Below are 17537 nucleotides of genomic sequence, written 5' to 3'. Positions count from 1 at the left end.
GTCGAGTGACCTTCCGGCCGCGCCGGACACGGCCGAGCCCGGGGCGCGGCCGGGCTCCCCCTCAAGCAACCTCCCTCTCCCTCTCCCCCTTCCTTTCCCTCTCCCGGACCGCGCGCCGGGTCTCCTCCTCGACCAGATCAAAGTTGATCTCCACCCCCGCCTGTACGCCCATGGCAGCGGCGCCGGCGACCTTGGCCATCGGGTCGGCGACGTTGCCCGCGGCCCACACACCGGGCACGCCGGTCGCGCCACCGGACCGGGCGACCACGTGACCGCCCAGCACCGACCCGTCCTCCGCGATCCTGTCCGCCACCTCCAGCCCCAAGCTGTCGATCACCTCGGCCCGTACGCCGAAACGCGGCGCGACCACCAGAGCCTCGCAGGGAACCACCTTCCCGCCGTCCAGCACCACCCCGGCCAACCGGTCGTCACCGGCGACCGAAAACCCGGTCACCTCACCGTCCACCACGGCGATGCCCCGCGCGGCGAGCTGCTCGTACTGCTCGTCCGAGGGCTCGGCCCCGGAGTGCAGGAACAGCCGCACATCCGCGCTCCACTGCCGCCACAGCAGCGCCTGCCGCACGGCCATCGGCCCGGTGGACAGCACCCCGATCGCCTGATCGCGTACCTCGTACCCGTGGCAGTACGGGCAGTGCAGCACATCCCGCCCCCACCGCTCGGCGAGCCCCGGCACGTCGGGCAACTCGTCCACGAGCCCGGTGGTCACCAGCAGCCGCCGAGCGCGCACCGCCGCCCCGTCACCCAGCGAGACCCGAAACCCCCCTCCCGCCACCGGTACGGCCGCGACCGCTTCCCCCCGCACCACCTCACCGCCGTACCGGGCCACCTCGGCCCGCCCGGCGGCCAGCAACTCGGCGGGCGACGCGCCGTCCCGGGTCAGGTAGTTGTGCGAAGCCGCAGCCGGCGCGTTCCGGGGCCGCCCGGCATCAACCACCAACACGGACCGCCGCGCCCGCCCCAACGCCAGCGCCCCGGCCAGCCCCGCGGCCCCACCGCCGATCACGACGACGTCGTAGGACGGCTCCTCCGACCCGCGGACGGCCTGGGCGCTCCGGATCTCTTCCACAGTCATGGGCACTACCTCCTCGGTATGGGGAGGAGAGTGCGCCCGGCGTGGCCTCACTGGCAAACATCATTGCCGAGACGGCAAAGGCAGTGCCGTGGCTTGGCGCAGCACATGCCGGCGCAGCACCGCCGTGCCGCCTCCCGCAGCCCTTCCCCGCCGGGCAACTTGGCACCGCGCGCCAGGTCGCCGCTCGTAATCTCGTCGGGAGGCTCGGCGGCGATGCGGTGGGGGAGCGCGGCGTTCAGGCCTTCATCGCTGCTACGTCCCGTGCCCGTTCGCTGAGGGCGCGTACCGCCCTGGCGCGGTGGTGCGGGCGGATACGGCCGCGCAGGGTGGCGAAGTGGGCGTCGCCCCTGGCGGAGGAGATTTCCGTGTAGTCGTCCAGGAAGCGGTGCCACGCCGCGCACGCCGCGTCGAGGTGGCCCAGTTCGAACTGGCGCTGTGCGAGCAGGGCGTGGGAGTGGGCCCGGCCCTGGCGTTCCTGGTGCGGCTGGGCCTTCAGCGAACTGTGCAGGGCCTTGATCGAACCGGGCAGGTCCTTGAACTCGTACAGCACGTGCGAGACGTGGAAGAGGTACGCCGACGCGTCGTAACCACCGATCGACTCGCGCCTGGAGTCCGCCTTGGAGAGTGCCGTCTCCGCCTCCCGCAGCCGAGTGATGGCCGTGTGACGGTCGCCGGTCATCGAAGCGGCGTGTGCCTGCTGGCCGCGGAGGAACGCCACCAGGCGCGGCCCGGCCGCGGGGGCGGCGGTCGCCGCCGAGTCGGCCAGTTCCAGGGCTTTCGCGCCGTAGCCGAGGCTGGACGCCTGCAAGGACATGCCGCGCAGCGTGCGGCAGTACGTGAGGTGGTCCTTCGCCTCACCGGCCAGGTGCAGGGCCTTGACGTAGTAGCGCTGCCCGAGACCGTGCGCCCGCTCGTACATCGCCATCCAGCCGGTGAGGTAGGTCAGGTCCGCGGCTGCCGCGAGCAGGTCTTGGCGTACCCGCTCCGTCGCGGGCGCCGTCAGCCAGGGGCCGACCGAGTTCACCAGGAACGCCGCCGCCATCGGCCGCGCGTGGCCGCCCCCGAACTCGTCGAGGATGCCGGCGACCCGGTCGGTCACCGCCCGGACTGTTTCGACCTGGGCCGGGCCCACGCGGCCGGACTTCTTCGGGCAGGCCGCCACCGCGTCGTCCTGCCCTGCGAGGTCGGCGAAGAGCGGTACGGCCAATACGGCCGAGTAGAGGCCCGCTTGGAGGACACCCCTGCGGGACGGGTCCATGTCGTCCCGGCTCAGGTCGAGGAGTTCCTCGATGGATGTGCCGCTGCCGGCCGTCGACCCGCTCGGCAGTCCGGGGAATCCGGCTTCGGTGTGGGTGACCGGGCGCTTCAGGCGCCGCGCCAGTGTTTCCAGGACGACGGGCCGCACCTGGGGCTTCGGCAGGGTGCCGGAGAGCCAGTGGGCGACGGCCGACTGCCCGTAGCGGAGGGTGAGACCCGCCTCCGTCCCGGCGTGGTTCACCGCGTTGGCGAACTGCTGCTCGGTCCACGCGGCCTGCCGGAGCAGGCGGGCGAGGTTCGTGTTCGGTGTGCGCCGACTGGTCGCCATGGTCAACTCCCGGCAGTGTTCATGGCTTTCATCTTCACGCCCGCCTTTCACGGTACCCGCGCGGTCGCCACACAGGGTTACCTCTGTGGGCGGACGGGCCACCACGATCAGGTGGCGCGGTACTCGGGTAACGAGAGAGCAGTGGTGAGGGCATGGATGCGCAGGAGCACGGGAGTCCGGCGCCGCCGGGTGTCGACTTCGAAGCGGCGCGCCGGACGGTGAGCGTGATCAAGGAACAGGTCAGGGTCTGTTCGGCCAAGGAGGACACGGAGCACCTGATGAGCGAGGCGCGCGCGATCCTGTCGGGGCTGATCCCGCTCGTCGACGCGTATGTTCGGGGGTTGCCGTGCACTTCATTGGAGTGGGGGCGGGGCTCTGACACGGTCGCGCGTGCACGGACGGCCCTGTCGTGGACGCATACGGGCAGCCTCACGTACCTCGGCTACGTCGCCCATGTCGCCGATCACCTGCTGGGGTACTTCCCGGACCGGATTCCGGAGGCGGAGTGTGACTGACACGGGCGCGAGGGAGCCCGCCGAGGGGCACGCGTCTCCACGAGAGCCCCGCCCGCTCCATGAAGAGGGTGCGCAGGTGGGTCGGGCTGCGCTCGGCCAGGGGCGTCGGGGGCCGGCGTTACGCGGTGGCCTTATGTGGGTCGGCCCAGGAACATCGGGTTGGTCATGGCGGCCATCGGGCCGGGGACGCCGGGGGTGGTGGCCGGGTGGCGGATCTCGGCGCGTACGTAAGCGGCGTTGGCCGGGGTGGTGTGCCAGGTGACCGTGCCGGAGGCGGGGAGGGGGGCCGTGAAGCGCTGGCCCTGGTCGGTCAGGATGCGGGCTGTGCTGTCGGCGGGGGCGCCGGTGACGGTGAGGCGGACGGCGATCTGGGCGGAGTCGTGTACCGGGAGACGTCCGCCGATGGTGGCGTGTTCGCCCTTGGGGCCGGTGGCGGTGAAGGTGAGGGAGAGGGCGGAGGATTCGGCGAGGTAGGCGCGGCCCGCGCGGATGCCGTCGAGGATCGCGTCGCGGGTCAGGTCGTCGGCCAGGACGACGGTCTGGGGGAGGCCGATGACGTCCGGGTCGCGGTGGGCGTCGCTGTGGCCGACGGCGGGGAGGAAGGGGTTCCGGCCGTGGGTGTGGGCTACCAGGGTGTTGTCCCAGTCGGCGATGGCGACTTCGTCGTCGAGGGTGAAGGGGCCGTTCCAGACCTCGACCGCGTCCGCCTCCTCGTAGCCGAACTTCCAGTTGCAGCCGATGCAGGTGGCGTGCGGGTGGGCGGGGATGACGAGGCCGCCCGCACGGCGGACGCGGCGGGCGAAGCGGGTGAAGACGTCGTCGCGGGCCCGGTAGCGCCAGTCGATGAAGACGCCCGGGTCGGTGCCCATCGCCACCACGTGGCCGTTGCGGGTGGTGACCTCCTCGCCGGTGAGGATGAGGAGGTCGTCGCCCCAGAGTCCTTCCCAGGCCCGGTGCGAGGCGGTGGTGTTGTGTTCGGTTGTGGTGATGAAGTCCAGGCCGGCGGCGCGGGCGAGGGCGGCGATCCGGGCGGGGGTGCGCTTGCCGTCGGAGTAGACGGAGTGGAGGTGGTTGTCGCCCCGGTACCAGGCTCGGCCGCGGCCCTTGGCGCGGTGGGGCGGGTAGGCAGGGGTGTGGGGTTCGGCCCCGGGGCCGAAGTGGAGAGTGATGGCGACTTCGTAGGCGAGGCCCTGGGGGGCGACGGTGTACGGGCCGAGGGCGATGTGCCAGGTGCCGGGGTTGACCGGACCGGGCAGGTAGCCGGGTGTGGCGTCGTCGGCGCGCAGGAAGAACTCCGTGCGCGCGCCGCCCGACCAGCCGCGGAAGCCGCGCCCGCCGAGGTCCGTACCGCGTTCGTCGAAGATGCCGATGTCGCAGGCGTTGCCCGGGGTGCCGGGTGGGGTGGCGGGGCGGTCGTAGGCGTAGGTGACGGCGATCTCGCGTACGCCGCGGGGCACTTCGACGGGGAGGTAGATGTAGTCGGGCGCGCCGAGGGGCAGCCGTCCGGTGACCTTGCGGGTCTCCGTGCGGTGGCCCTCGCCGTCCCGGCCGCCGTTCCGGCCCGTCCCGCCGCCTGCGTCGGCCGCCGCGAAGCTCACACCGTTCAACGTAAGCGCGGCGGCGGCTCCCGTCACCAGGAGCGCGCGGCGTCCGAGAGGGCCGTTGGTGCTGTCGTCGTCGCACATGGGGCACCGCTTCCGGGGTCGGCGGGGAGGGGCCTGCGTGGTGGCACCCTCGTATTGAGGCGTGAACGGGCGGACAAGGGAAGGCGGCGGGGCGGAGACGCTCTCGTGTGGAGTGTTCCGGCCGTCCCCCCGGCGCCTCGTGGACGCTGCCCGCCCCCGGGGGTAGGAAGGGGGCACTGCCGACGCGGAGGTACGCCCAGCATGCGGATCTCGATCACCATCCTTCTGACCGACGAGACGATCCGGCCGGACCGGCTGGCGCGGGAACTGGAGCAGCGCGGCTTCGCCGGGCTGTATCTCCCGGAGCACACCCATATCCCGGTCAGCCGGGACACGCCCGCGCCGATGGGCGGGCCGCTGCCGCGGGAGTACGGGCGCACCCTGGACCCGTTCGTGGCGCTGGGCCAGGCCGCCGTCGTGACCGAGCGGCTGACGGTCGCCACCGGCGTCGCCCTCCTCGCGCAGCACGACCCGATCGCGCTGGCCAAGCAGGTGGCCACGCTGGACTTCCTCTCCGGCGGTCGCTTCACCCTGGGCATCGGCTACGGCTGGAACGTGGAGGAGGCCGCGGACCACGGGGTCGAGTGGTCCACGCGGCGCAAGCTGGTCCGGGACCGGCTGCGGGTGATGCACGCGCTGTGGGCGGAGGAGCCGACCGCGTACGAGGGGCGGTTCGCCTCCGTACGAGCCAGTCTGGCGCACCCGAAGCCGGTCAAGGGCGCGCCGCGTACGCTGCTCGGCGGCGCGGCCGGGGCCCGGCTCTTCGCGAGTGTCGCGGAGTTCGCGGACGGCTGGCTGCCGATCGGCGGGTCGGGGCTGGCCGAGTCGCTGGAGGCGCTGCGGCGGGCGTGGGCGGCGGCGGGGCGGGACGGCGAGCCGGTCGTGGTGCCGTACGCGGTGCAGCCTTCGGCCGGAAAGTTGGCCCGGTTGCGGGACTTGGGGGTGTCGGAGGTGGTGGCGGGTGTGCCGTCGGCGGGGGAGGCGGAGGTGCTGCGGACGCTGGACGAGTACGCGCAGTACCTGTGACGGGGCGCCGGGCGGGGCGTACCCGTCCCGCACCGCCTGCCCGCGCCGCCTCCGGAGGGAACCTCCGTCTGACGTGATCAGTGGCACACCGCCCCGGGGCAATCGGTCTGCGGCACTGCCGGTGGTCGCTCGTATGCTCGTTGGATGACTAGCAGCGCACAGGTACCCGGGCAGGGGACGGACCGGGTGGCGGTCCCCACCGGCACCCCCTCTTCCGCCACCGCCCCCACCGCCAACGCCATGCGCCGCGCCCTCAAGCGCGCCCGCGACGGCGTCGCGCTCGACGTCGGGGAGGCGGCGGTGCTGCTCCAGGCGCGCGGCGACGACCTGCGCGACCTGTGCGCGTCCGCCGCCCGGGTGCGCGACGCCGGCCTGGAGGCCGCCGGGCGCCCGGGTGTCATCACGTACTCCAAAAGCGTGTTCATCCCGTTGACGCGCCTGTGTCGCGACAAGTGCCACTACTGCACGTTCGTGACCGTCCCCGGCAAGCTGCGCCGCGCCGGGCACGGCATGTTCATGTCCCCCGACGAGGTGCTGGACATCGCCCGCCGCGGCGCCGAACTGGGCTGCAAGGAAGCGCTGATCACGCTCGGCGACAAGCCGGAGGAGCGCTGGCCCGAGGCGCGCGAGTGGCTGGAGGCCGAGGGGTACGACTCCACCATCGCGTACGTACGGTCGATCGCCATCCGCATCCTGGAGGAGACGGGCCTGCTGCCCCACCTCAACCCGGGCGTGCTGTCGTGGACGGACTTCCAGACGCTCAAGCCGGTCGCCCCGTCCATGGGCATGATGCTGGAGACCACCGCCGAGCGCCTGTGGAGCGAGCCCGGCGGCCCGCACTACGGCTCGCCCGACAAGGAGCCGGCCGTGCGGCTGCGCGTCCTGGAGGACGCCGGGCGCTCCAACGTGCCGTTCACCAGCGGGCTGCTCATCGGCATCGGCGAGACCTACGAGGAGCGCGCCGAGTCGCTGTTCGCGCTCCGCAAGGTGCAGCGCGCCTACCACGGCATCCAGGAAGTCATCGTGCAGAACTTCCGCGCCAAGCCGGGCACGGCCATGGGCGGCATGCCGGACGCCGAGCTGGCGGACCTTGCCGCCACCGTCGCCGTCGCCCGGCACATCCTCGGCCCGTCCGGCTGCCTCCAGGCGCCCCCCAACCTCGTCGACTCCGAGTACACACTGCTCATCGACGCGGGCATCGACGACTGGGGCGGCGTCTCCCCGGTGACGATCGACCACGTCAACCCCGAGCGCCCCTGGCCGCAGATCGAGGAGCTGGCCGAGAAGTCCGCCGCCGCCGGCTTCGTGCTGCGCGAGCGGCTGGCCGTCTACCCGGAGTACGTCGAGCGCGGCGAGCCGTGGCTGGACCCGCGCCTGCTGCCGCACGTGCGCGCGCTGGCCGACCCGGAGACCGGCCTCGCCCGCGAGGACGCCGTGGTCGAGGGCCGCCCCTGGCAGGAGCCCGACGAGGGCTTCTCGATGAGCTCCACGGGCCGTACGGACCTGCACCGCACCATCGACACGGACGGCCGCACCACCGACCGGCGCAACGACTTCGACGAGGTGTACGGCGACTGGGACGCGCTGCGCGAGGCCGCCGCCCCCGGCATGGCGCCCGAGCGCATCGACACGGACGTCCGCGCCGCCCTGGCGCAGGCCGCCGACGACCCGACCCGGCTCACCGACGACCAGGCGCTGGCCCTCCTGCACGCCGACGGCCCGGCGCTGGACGCGCTGTGCGGCATCGCGGACGACCTGCGCCGCGCCACGGTCGGCGACGACGTCACGTACATCGTCACCCGCAACATCAACTTCACCAACGTCTGCTACACCGGCTGCCGCTTCTGCGCCTTCGCCCAGCGCCGTACGGACGCCGACGCCTACACCCTCTCCCTCTCCCAGGTCGCCGACCGCGCCCAGCAGGCGTGGGACGTCGGCGCGGTGGAGGTCTGCATGCAGGGCGGCATCCACCCCGACCTGCCCGGCACCGCGTACTTCGACATCGCGCGCGCCGTCAAGGAACGCGTCCCCGGGATGCACGTCCACGCCTTCTCGCCGATGGAGGTCGTCAACGGCGCGACGCGCACCGGCCTGTCCATCCGCGAGTGGCTGAGCGAGGCCAAGGCCGCCGGGCTGGACACCATCCCCGGCACCGCCGCCGAGATCCTCGACGACGAGGTCCGCTGGGTGCTCACCAAGGGCAAGCTGCCCACCGCCACCTGGGTCGAGGTCGTCAAGACCGCACACGAGCTGGGCATCCGCTCGTCCTCGACGATGATGTACGGCCATGTCGACCAGCCCCGGCACTGGCTCGGCCACCTGCGGCTGCTCGCCGGGATCCAGCAGGAGACCGGCGGGTTCACGGAGTTCGTGACGCTGCCGTTCATCCACACCAACGCGCCCGTCTACCTGGCCGGCATCGCCCGCCCCGGCCCCACCACCCGCGACAACCGCGCCGTGACGGCCATGGCCCGCGTCCTGCTCCACCCGCACATCCCCAACATCCAGACGAGCTGGGTGAAGCTCGGCACGGAAGGCGCCGCCGAGATGCTCCGCTCCGGCGCCAACGACCTCGGCGGCACGCTGATGGAGGAGACCATCTCCCGGATGGCGGGCTCCGGTTACGGGTCGTACCGCTCCATCCAGGACCTGGTCGCCATCGCCGACGCCGCGGGCCGCCCGTCGCGCGCCCGCACGACGACGTACGGACCGGTCCCCGCCGAGCGCGAGGCGGCGGCGCACGCCTCGGACGGGCACCTGCCGGAGCTGCTGCCGGTCGTGGAATAGCGGCGGGTCCCCGGGCGCGGGCGCCTCCGCTACGGTTGCGCCCGGAGCCCGCCGGGGGAGCGCGGCCCCGGGAGGTGAGCGGTGGACCGCAGGCGGCTCTCGCGCCAGGAGCTGATCCGGGCCCGGCACCAGGACGGCTTCGTCGGCCGCGACGGTGAACTGGCCGCGTTCCGCGCCAACCTCGCCCGGGACCCGGCCGCCCCCGATTTCCGGTTCCTGCACCATCTGCACGGCCAGGGCGGCGTCGGAAAGACCTCCCTGGTCCGGCGCTTCGAGCAGATGGCACGCGAGCGGGGCGCGCTGACCGTGTACGTCGACGAGTCGGTGCACAGCGTCCCGGAGGCGATGGCCGAGATCAGCGCCCGGCTCGGCCGCCAGGGCAGCCCGCTGAAGGCCTTCGACAAGCTGCTGGCCACCTACCGGGAGCGGCGCCACGAGGCGGAGGCGGCGCTCGCGGGACCGGACGAACCGGGCGACGGCACGGCGCCGCCCTCACCCGGCAGCATGATCGTCGCCAGGGCGGGCGTGGCGGGCCTGGGCCTGATCCCGGGCGTCGGGCCTTTCGCCGGCGCGCTGGACACCACCCACGTCGCCCGCGGTGCCGAACGGCTGCGCGGCCGGCTCGGCGCCCGGCTGCGCAGCCACGACGACGTACAACTGGTGCTGTCCCCGGTCGAAGCGCTGACCCCGGTCTTCGTACGGGAACTGGGCACCGCCGCCGATGCCGTACCCGTACTGGCGCTCTTCTTCGACACGTACGAGGTGACCGGGCCGCTGCTCGACACCTGGCTGCGCGATGTCCTCTTCAGTGACCGCTACGGGCCGCTGGCGCAGAACGTCGTGGTCGTCCTGGCCGGGCGGGATCCGTTGGACCGGAACTGCTGGGCCGACCATCTCGAACATGTCGCGGACGCGCCGCTGGACGCGTTCACGGAGGCGGAGGCGCGGCAGTTCCTGTCGGCCAAGGACATCACCGACCCCGGCACCGTCGACGCCATCCTGCGGCTCTCCGGCGGCCTGCCGGTGCTGGTCTCGACGCTCGCCGGGACCCGTCCGCGCGCGGCCGACGGCGTGGACGACCCGAGCGATACCGCCGTCGAGCGCTTCCTGAAGTGGGAGACCGACCCGGTGCGCAGGGAAGCGGCGCTGGCCGCCGCCCTGCCGCGCAGCCTGGACGAAGACGTGTACCGGGAAACGGTGGACGCGGAGGCCGCCGGCGACTTCGGCTGGCTGTGCGGGCTGCCGTTCGTGACCGGCCGCGGTGGCCGGTGGCAGTACCACGAGGTGGTCCGTACGGCGATGCTGCGCGTCCAGCGCCGCCGCTCACCGCGCGCCTGGGCCGAGCGGCACGGGCGGCTGGCGCAGGCGGCGCGAAGAGGACGGGAGGAGTGCGCGGGGGGCCGGGACGCGGGCGCGTGCCGCCGGGACGAACGGTGGCGGGAGCTGCGGTTGCGGGAGGTCTATCACGGACTGAGTGCCGATCCGCTGGGGTTTCTGCCCGAGGCACTGTCCGAGGTGACGGCCACCGCTGAGCACGAACCGTCCGCCGTACGCCCGGTCGCGGAGACCCTCAGGCAGGCGGGCGAGGACGGGGCCGTGCCGGAGGTACGCGCCTGGGGCGAGCGGCTGACGGCCGCCCTCGACGGGCCGGACGGGCTGGTGAGCGCCCTCACCGCGCTGCTCGCCCACCCCGGGCTGGACGCCGGGGAGCAGGCACTCGTCCACCACGTACGCGGCCGCGAGCACCGCAAGGCGGAAGCCTGGGAGCAGGCGTTCGCCGACTTCGGCCGGAGCCTGGAGCTGGAGCCGGGCAGTGCGCGGGCGCTGGTCGGCCGCGGGCTGACCCACCGCTACCTGCGGGACTTCGAACGCGCCGCCGAGGACTTCACCCGCGCCTTGGACCTCGACCCGACGTCCGTATCCGCCGCCTTCCAACTCGGCGAAGCCAACCGCCTCATGGGCCGGTTCGAGCGGGCGGTGGCCGTGTTCGACCGGGCACTGGAGCTGGACCCGGCGCACGCACCGGCCCACGGCAGCCGCGCCGTGTGCCTGCGCCGCCTGGAGCGCTGCGAAGAGGCGTTGGCGGGCCTGGAGCGTGCCGTCGAGCTGCGGCCCGAATACGCCTGGGCCATGGCCGAGCTGGGCATGACGTATTGGGCGATGGGCCGGTACGCGCAGGCACAGGCCCAGTTCGACCGGGCGCTGGCCGTCAACCCGGCGTACGCGTGGGCCTACGGGGCGCGGGGAAGCCTCTGCCTCCTGACCGGCCGCCTCGACGCCGCGCTGGCGGACCTCGACCAGGCCGTCCGGCACGGGGCGGCGACCCCCTGGACCCTCGTCCGGCGCGCCGAGGCCCACATCCTGCGCGGAGCGGAGGAAGCCGCGCTCGCCGACTGCGACCGGGCCCTTGCCGTAGACGATCGCAATGCGGCGTCGGACGCGCTCCGGGCCGTACTCCTCGCCAAGAAGGCCGGGTGCCTGCGCCGCACGCACCGGCCGGGCGCGGCGCGCGAGGCCGTCGACGCGGCGTTGTCCCTGGCTCCCGGCGAGTTGCCGGTCCGGTACGAGGACGCGCTGCTCACCGGCGCCGTACGGGGACTACGGGACGCGGCACCGGCGTGGGAGGCGCTGCGGGCCACCGAGATCCGGCCGCCGCGCGGCACCGACTCCACGGGAAACGCCATGGTCGCGGTCGTCAGCCGGTGTGCGCTCGGCGACTGGGAGGCAGCGCACGCTTCGTTCGCCGGGCTGCTGGGCGGCAACGCGGCGTGGGAGCCCATAGCGATGGCGGAGTTCGGAGTGCGCGAGCTGATGGCGCTGTGGCCGGAACCGGGCACGCCGGACGCCGGACGCCTGGAGGCGCTCCGCAGCGTACTGGTGCAGAGGATGGCGGCGGCGGGCCCCGGCACGCACTGAGCGCGCCGCGCCGCTTCACCCGTCCCCGAACTCCGCCTCCGCCTCGTGCTGGAGGATGCACTGCTGCCACTGCGCCAGCGCTTCGGCGCGGTCGCCGCCGGTGTCCTCGGCCGCGGAGATGAGCGCGTCGGCGGCCATCGCGGCCAACCGGACGGTGACCTGGCACACGTCGCGCTGGGAGAGCGGCCGGAGGAGCTCCACGGCACCCTCGCTGTCGCCGGCCAGGGCGCAGGCGACGACGGCCATGGCGGTGCGGTCCCACTCGTACTCGGGCATGGGGGGAGCATGCCCAGGGAGCACCGGCCGCATGACCTCGGTACGCAGGGGGCACGAGTGTGCTGATCAGCACCGGTGTGATCAAAAGCCTCCGCCGGGGTGACTGATCACATAGCGTTCCGTGCTCAAAGTTGACCCTTCTTGGTCGATTACAGTGCTGCGGCGGGGGAGAGTAAGGGTCCCGTAAGGAAAGTTGCGGTGCGCGGGAGGGGACGAAGTGAGCACAGCGGCAGGCGGCGCCGCCATCTGGGGCCGGGCCGAACAGCAGGACTTCCGCAGCCGGGTGCGGGGCTGCCTGCTGGGCGGGGCGATCGGCGACGCGCTCGGCGCGGGCATCGAGTTCGACTCGCTGGACGCGATCCGCGAGGCCCACGGCCAGGAGGGCGTGACGGACTACGTACCGGCCTTCGGGCGGCGCGGCACCGTCACCGACGACACCCAGATGACCCTGTTCACCGTGGACGGGCTCATCCGGGCCCAGGTGCGGCGCGACACCGGCGCCTGGCACCCGCCCACCGACGTGCACCGCGCGTACCTGCGCTGGGCCGCCACCCAGCGCGACTGGGGCCCCGACGAGCGCAGGAAGGACGACGGCTGGCTGGCGCGCGAGGAGTGGCTGTACGCGCAGCGGGCCCCCGGGCGGGCCTGCCTGTCCGGGCTCGGCGACGACGTGATGGGCACCCTGGAGCAGCCCAAGAACCCCCAGTCCAAGGGCTGCGGCGCGGTGATGCGGTCGGCGCCGTTCGGGCTGCTGGTCGGCTGGGAACCCCAGCTGGTCTTCCAGCTCGCCGTCGAGTGCGCCGCCCAGACGCACGGGCACCCGACCGGCTACCTCGCGGCCGGCGCCATGGCGGTGATCACCCACTCGCTGGCCCGCGGCGACGACCTGGACGGTGCCGTGCAGAAGGCGCTCGCCCACCTGGCGACCCGGCCGGGCCACGAGGAGACCGGCGAGGCGCTCAAGGAGGCGCTGGGCGCCGTACGGCAGGGCATGCCGACGCCCGCCCGCGTGGAGTCGCTGGGCGAGGGCTGGACGGCCGAAGAGGCGTTGGCGATCGGCGTGTACTGCGCGCTGGTCGCCGAGGACGTCCGGCACGGGCTGCTGCTGGCGGTCAACCACGGCGGCGACAGCGACTCGACCGGCGCGATCTGCGGCAACCTGCTGGGCACGCTGCACGGCGAGACGGCGCTGCCGCCGGCCTGGCTGGCCGAACTGGAGGGCCGGGCGACGATCCTCCAGCTCGCCGACGACTTCGCCATGGAGATGACGCAGGGCCCGGCCCTGCACGGCCCGGGGAACTCGGCACCGGGCTGGCTGGAGCGCTACCCCCGCGCGTGAAGGACGCGCGCGGCGCAGCCGCGAACGGGGAGGCGCCGAGTTCCCAACACCGCTCCCAATGCCCCGCTTTGGGAGCGTCTTGGTCGACAAACCCGCCCCGCGCATGCGAGAACAGCGTGGGGGCCGCGGGGGGCGGCCCGTACCGAGGCGTACGAGGGGGAGACAGACCATGGGCCGCTACCTGCTGCGCAGGCTGGCCGGGTACCTGGTCCTGGTGGTCGTGGCGGCGTCCCTGACGTACTTCCTGGCGGCGCTCGCCCTGAACCCGCGGGCCAAGTTCGACGGCCGCAACCCGCCGCTGCCCGAAGCCGCCGTCACCAGGACCCTCGACGACTACAACATGAACCCGGACACGCCGGTGGTGGCCCGCTTCGCGCACTGGGCGGGCGACGTCGTACACGGCGACCTCGGCCGGACCCTCGACGGCGACTCGGTCAACGACGACTTCGGCCGCCGGGTCGGCGTCAGCACCCGGCTGCTGTTCCTGGCCACCCTCGTCGGCTCGGCCCTCGGCGTGGCCGTCGGCGCGTACGGCGCGATCCGCCAGTACCGTTTCTCCGACCGGTTCTCCACCCTCGCCTCGTTCTTCGTCCTGGCCATGCCGGTCTTCGTCATCGGCGTGGCGCTCAAGATCGGTGCCACGGCGCTCAACGACGGCACACAGACGATCAAAGTGCTGGGCGAGTACGACGCGCAGTACGCCGGCCGCTGGGACCCCGCAGCCCTCCTCAACCGCGCCCAGCACCTGCTCCTGCCCGCACTCACCCTGATCGTCGTGCAGGTCGCCCTCTACAGCCGCTACCAGCGCAGCACCATGCTGGACGTGCTCGGCGCCGACTTCCTGCGCACCGCGCGCGCCAAGGGCCTGCGCCGCCGCACGGCCCTGGTCCGGCACGGGCTGCGCACCGCGGTCCTGCCGGTCGTACCGCTGCTCGTCTACAACATCGTGCTGCTGTTCGCCGGCGCCACCTTCGTCGAGAAGACCTTCGGCTGGCACGGCATGGGCGAACTGCTCGTCGACTCGGTCACGCGGCAGGACGTCAACTCGGTCGCCGCCGTCGGCCTGTTCACCGCGGCCCTGGTGCTGGTCGCGGGGCTGTTCTCGGACCTCCTGTACGCGGCGCTCGACCCCCGGGTACGCGTCCGGTGACCCGCGCCGCCGGCACCCGCCGCACGTCGCGGGCCCGCCTCACCGCCCGCCGCTTCGCGCGCAACCGGCTCGCCCTGTGCGGCCTCGCGCTGCTCGTCCTGCTCTTCCTCGCCGCGTACGCGGGCCCGCTGCTGAGCCCCTGGGACCACCGCACCCACGACTTCCTCAACTTCCTGTCCGGGCCGTCCGCCGAACACTGGTGGGGCACCACGCAAAGCGGCCTCGACCTGTACGCGCTCACCCTGCGCGGCCTTCAGAAGTCCCTGGTCATCGGCATTCTCGTCGGCCTCCTGTCCACCTTCTTGTCGGCCGTCGCCGGGGCCTTCGCCGGCTACTTCGGCGGCTGGACCGACCGCGTCCTGACCGGGGCCGTCGACCTGCTGCTCGTGATGCCCGCGTTCCTGGTCGTCGCCGTCCTGTCGCCGCTCGTACGCGGCTCCGGCTGGCCGGTCTTCGTCGTCCTGCTGGCCGCCTTCAGCTGGATGATCACCGGCCGGGTGGTGCGCAGCGTGACGCTCACCCTCAAGGAACGCGAGTACGTCAAGGCCGCCAGGTACATGGGCGTACCCGCGCCGGTCGTCATCTTCCGGCACATCCTCCCCAACCTGTCCTCGCTGCTGATCGTCGAGGCGGTCATCCAGGCCGGGGCCGCGGTCATCGGGGAGAGCGGCCTGTCGTACTTCGGGTTCGGTGTGCAGCCGCCCGACGTGTCCCTGGGCACGGTCATCGCCGACAACACCAACATGGCCGCGAGCTACCCGTGGCTGTTCTTCTTCCCCGCCGGATGCCTGGTGCTCATCGGCGTCTCCCTCGCCTTCATCGGTGACGGGCTGCGCGACGCGCTGGACCCCGACGCGGCGGGCGCGCAGGCCCGCGCCAAGCGGCGTACGCGGCGCGTGCCCCGTACGGCCGGTGGCGCGCCCACGGAAGGCCGCCGGTGACCGAACAGCACACCGGCCCCGCCGCCACGGCCGCACGCGCCGCCCTCCGGGTCACCGACCTGCACGTCACCTTCCCCGGCGAGAGCGGCCCGGTGCACGCCGTACGCGGCCTGGACTTCGCCGTACGGCCCGGCGAGGTCCTCGGCATCGTCGGTGAGTCCGGCGCGGGCAAGTCCGCCACCGCGCAGGCCGTCCTCGGGCTGCTGCCGGACGGCGCCGGGGTACGGGGCTCCGTCGAGCTGGACGGCCGGGAACTGCTCGGCCTCGGCGACGCCGCGCTGTCCGAAATCCGCGGCAACGGCATCGGCATGGTCTTCCAGGACCCGCTGTCCGCCCTCACGCCCGTCTACAGCGTCGGCAGCCAGCTGGTCGAGGCGCTCCGCGTCCACCAGGACCTGAGCCGCAAGGCCGCCCGTGCGCGCGCCGTCGAACTCCTGGACCTCGTCGGCATCCCCGACCCGCACCGCCGCGCCGACGCCTTCCCGCACGAGTTCTCCGGCGGGATGCGGCAGCGCGCCGTCATCGCCATGGCCATCGCCAACGAACCGCGGGTCATCGTCGCGGACGAGCCGACCACGGCCCTGGACGTCACCGTCCAGGCGCAGATCCTGGACGTGCTCAGGACGGCCCGGGAGGCGACCGGCGCCGCGATCGTCCTGATCACCCACGACCTGGGGGTGGTCGCCGGGTTCGCGGACCGGGTGCAGGTCGTGTACGCGGGGCGGCCGGTGGAGTCCGGGACCGTGGACGAGATCTACTACCGGCCCCGCATGCCGTACACGATCGGACTGCTGGGCGCCACGCCGCGCCTGGACGGCCCCGTGGACGAGCCGCTGGTGCCGGTCCCCGGCACGCCGCCGCCGCTGTCCGCCCTGCCGCCCGGCTGCCCCTTCGCGCCGCGCTGCCCCGTCGCCGTGGACCGCTGCCGGGAGACCGAGCCCGCACCGGCGCCCGCCGTGGGCGGCGGGCACACCGTCGCCTGCCACCGGAGCGAGGAGATCGCCGCGGGGACGCTGCCGCGGTCGGGCATCTTCGCCGGGCGCGCGCCTACGGGGGCGAATCGAACGAACCCGTCCCCCCACCGGGGGATTACCCAGGCGCACCCGCGGACAACCGCCCCACCCCCACCCCCACCCCCCTCCCCGCCCGAACCAGCCACCCCGCCCGCGCCCTCCGACGCCGTACGGGCACCACGCGACCGGCGCCCCGTCGTGCTGGAAGTCGACGGGCTCGTCAAGCACTTCCCGCTGACCCGCGGCACGTTCGTCAAGCGGACCACCGGTACCGTGCGGGCCGTCGACGGCATCAGCTTCGCCGTGCGGGAGGGGGAGGCGCTCGCCCTGGTCGGCGAGTCCGGGTGCGGCAAGACCACCACCCTGATGGAGATCATGGACCTGGCGGCCGGGCAGGCGGGCACCGTCCGGCTCTTCGGCCGGGACGTACGGGACCTGGACCGCGCCGGCCGCAGGCGCCTGCGCCGCGACCTCCAGATCGTCTTCCAGGACCCGACGGCCGCCCTCGACCCCCGGATGCCCGCCGGCGACATCCTCGCCGAGCCGCTGCGCACCCACCGCTGGCCCAAGGACCGGATCGCCGCCCGCGTCCCCGAACTCCTGGAGACGGTCGGCCTCGACGCCGGGCACGCCGACCGCTACCCGCGGGAGTTCTCCGGCGGCCAGCGCCAGCGCATCGCCATCGCCCGTGCCCTCGCCCTGGAGCCCCGGCTGCTCGTCCTCGACGAGCCGGTCTCCGCCCTCGACGTCTCCGTACAGGCCGGTGTCCTCAATCTCCTGGACACCCTGCGGGCCCGGCTGGGCTTGAGCTACCTCCTCGTCGCCCACGACCTGTCCGTCGTCCGGCACACCGCCGACCGGGTCGCGGTGATGTACCTGGGCCGCATCGTGGAGTCGGGGGACAGCGCGGCGGTCTTCGCGGCGCCGTCGCACCCGTACACGCAGGCACTGCTGTCCGCCGTGCCGCTGCCCGACCCGCGCAAGGAGCGGGCCCGTACCCGCGTCCTGCTGGGCGGGGACCTGCCGAGCCCGGCCGACGTGCCGTCCGGCTGCCGCTTCCGGGGCCGCTGCCCGCTGTACGCGGCGCTCGGCGCGCCGGAGCGGCGGCGCTGCCGGGAGCAGGACCCGCCGCCGCGGCCCGTGGCGGCCGGCCACGAGGCGGCCTGCCACTACGCGTCGCCGCCGGGAGGAGGCTGAAGAACCCCTCCTGT

The 17537-nt window shown here is 73.6% G+C and carries 12 protein-coding genes; 8 read left to right on the top strand and 4 right to left on the bottom strand.

Features of this window, described 5'->3' with window-relative positions; translation table 11 throughout:
- Positions 1-61: 61 nt before the first annotated feature.
- Both ACH4K4_RS19815 and ACH4K4_RS19810 read right to left on the bottom strand, forming a co-directional pair.
- On the bottom strand, positions 62-1093 hold the full coding sequence (locus tag ACH4K4_RS19815) for an NAD(P)/FAD-dependent oxidoreductase (protein ID WP_398168810.1): 1032 nt from the start codon (positions 1091-1093) through the stop codon (positions 62-64).
- A 235-nt stretch (positions 1094-1328) separates the two neighbouring features.
- Positions 1329-2678, bottom strand: coding sequence for a hypothetical protein (locus tag ACH4K4_RS19810; RefSeq protein WP_398168808.1), 1350 nt, complete (start codon positions 2676-2678; stop codon positions 1329-1331).
- Between the two features lie 152 nt (positions 2679-2830).
- On the opposite strand from ACH4K4_RS19810, the gene ACH4K4_RS19805 reads away from it, so the two are divergent.
- Positions 2831-3193, top strand: a complete 363-nt coding sequence (locus tag ACH4K4_RS19805) for a hypothetical protein (protein WP_398168807.1) — start codon at positions 2831-2833, stop codon at positions 3191-3193.
- A 131-nt stretch (positions 3194-3324) separates the two neighbouring features.
- Here ACH4K4_RS19805 and ACH4K4_RS19800 read toward each other — a convergent pair whose 3' ends face one another.
- The gene (locus ACH4K4_RS19800; RefSeq protein ID WP_398168805.1) at positions 3325-4878 is read right to left on the bottom strand and encodes a CehA/McbA family metallohydrolase; all 1554 of its coding nucleotides are present in this window, start codon (positions 4876-4878) and stop codon (positions 3325-3327) included.
- A gap of 201 nt (positions 4879-5079) precedes the next feature.
- Here ACH4K4_RS19800 and ACH4K4_RS19795 point away from each other — a divergent pair, with 201 nt between their 5' ends.
- The 3 genes from ACH4K4_RS19795 to ACH4K4_RS19785 all read left to right on the top strand — a co-directional run bounded on the left by ACH4K4_RS19795 (position 5080) and on the right by ACH4K4_RS19785 (position 11607).
- Complete coding sequence (locus ACH4K4_RS19795) at positions 5080-5904, top strand: TIGR03619 family F420-dependent LLM class oxidoreductase (RefSeq protein ID WP_398168804.1); 825 nt, start codon at positions 5080-5082, stop codon at positions 5902-5904.
- A 144-nt stretch (positions 5905-6048) separates the two neighbouring features.
- Positions 6049-8691 carry a bifunctional FO biosynthesis protein CofGH gene (locus ACH4K4_RS19790; RefSeq protein WP_398168803.1) on the top strand — a complete coding sequence of 881 codons (2643 nt, stop codon included), beginning with the start codon at positions 6049-6051 and terminating at the stop codon, positions 8689-8691.
- Positions 8692-8772: 81 nt separating this feature from the next.
- Complete coding sequence (locus ACH4K4_RS19785) at positions 8773-11607, top strand: tetratricopeptide repeat protein (protein ID WP_398168802.1); 2835 nt, start codon at positions 8773-8775, stop codon at positions 11605-11607.
- A 15-nt stretch (positions 11608-11622) separates the two neighbouring features.
- Here the strand turns inward: ACH4K4_RS19785 and ACH4K4_RS19780 are convergent, their stop codons facing one another.
- Complete coding sequence (locus ACH4K4_RS19780; RefSeq protein ID WP_398168800.1) at positions 11623-11883, bottom strand: hypothetical protein; 261 nt, start codon at positions 11881-11883, stop codon at positions 11623-11625.
- A gap of 217 nt (positions 11884-12100) precedes the next feature.
- Between ACH4K4_RS19780 and ACH4K4_RS19775 the strand changes: the two genes are divergently transcribed.
- The 4 genes from ACH4K4_RS19775 (at position 12101) to ACH4K4_RS19760 (ending at position 17523) form a co-directional block, all read left to right on the top strand.
- On the top strand, positions 12101-13222 hold the full coding sequence (locus ACH4K4_RS19775; protein WP_398168799.1) for an ADP-ribosylglycohydrolase family protein: 1122 nt from the start codon (positions 12101-12103) through the stop codon (positions 13220-13222).
- Between the two features lie 169 nt (positions 13223-13391).
- Entirely contained in the window at positions 13392-14372 is a 981-nt protein-coding gene (locus ACH4K4_RS19770; protein ID WP_398168797.1) for an ABC transporter permease, read from the top strand.
- Positions 14369-15313 (top strand): ABC transporter permease, encoded by a 945-nt coding sequence (locus ACH4K4_RS19765; RefSeq protein ID WP_398168796.1) that lies wholly within the window; start codon positions 14369-14371, stop codon positions 15311-15313. The genes ACH4K4_RS19770 and ACH4K4_RS19765 overlap by 4 nt, the downstream gene beginning before the upstream one ends.
- Positions 15310-17523, top strand: coding sequence for a dipeptide ABC transporter ATP-binding protein (locus tag ACH4K4_RS19760; protein WP_398168795.1), 2214 nt, complete (start codon positions 15310-15312; stop codon positions 17521-17523). The genes ACH4K4_RS19765 and ACH4K4_RS19760 overlap by 4 nt, the downstream gene beginning before the upstream one ends.
- Positions 17524-17537 lie beyond the last annotated feature (14 nt).

Origin of the sequence: Streptomyces sp. NPDC017529 (assembly GCF_044329785.1) — a bacterium.
Taxonomy (GTDB): domain Bacteria; phylum Actinomycetota; class Actinomycetes; order Streptomycetales; family Streptomycetaceae; genus Streptomyces.
This window is presented reverse-complemented; position numbering and strand designations above follow the sequence as displayed.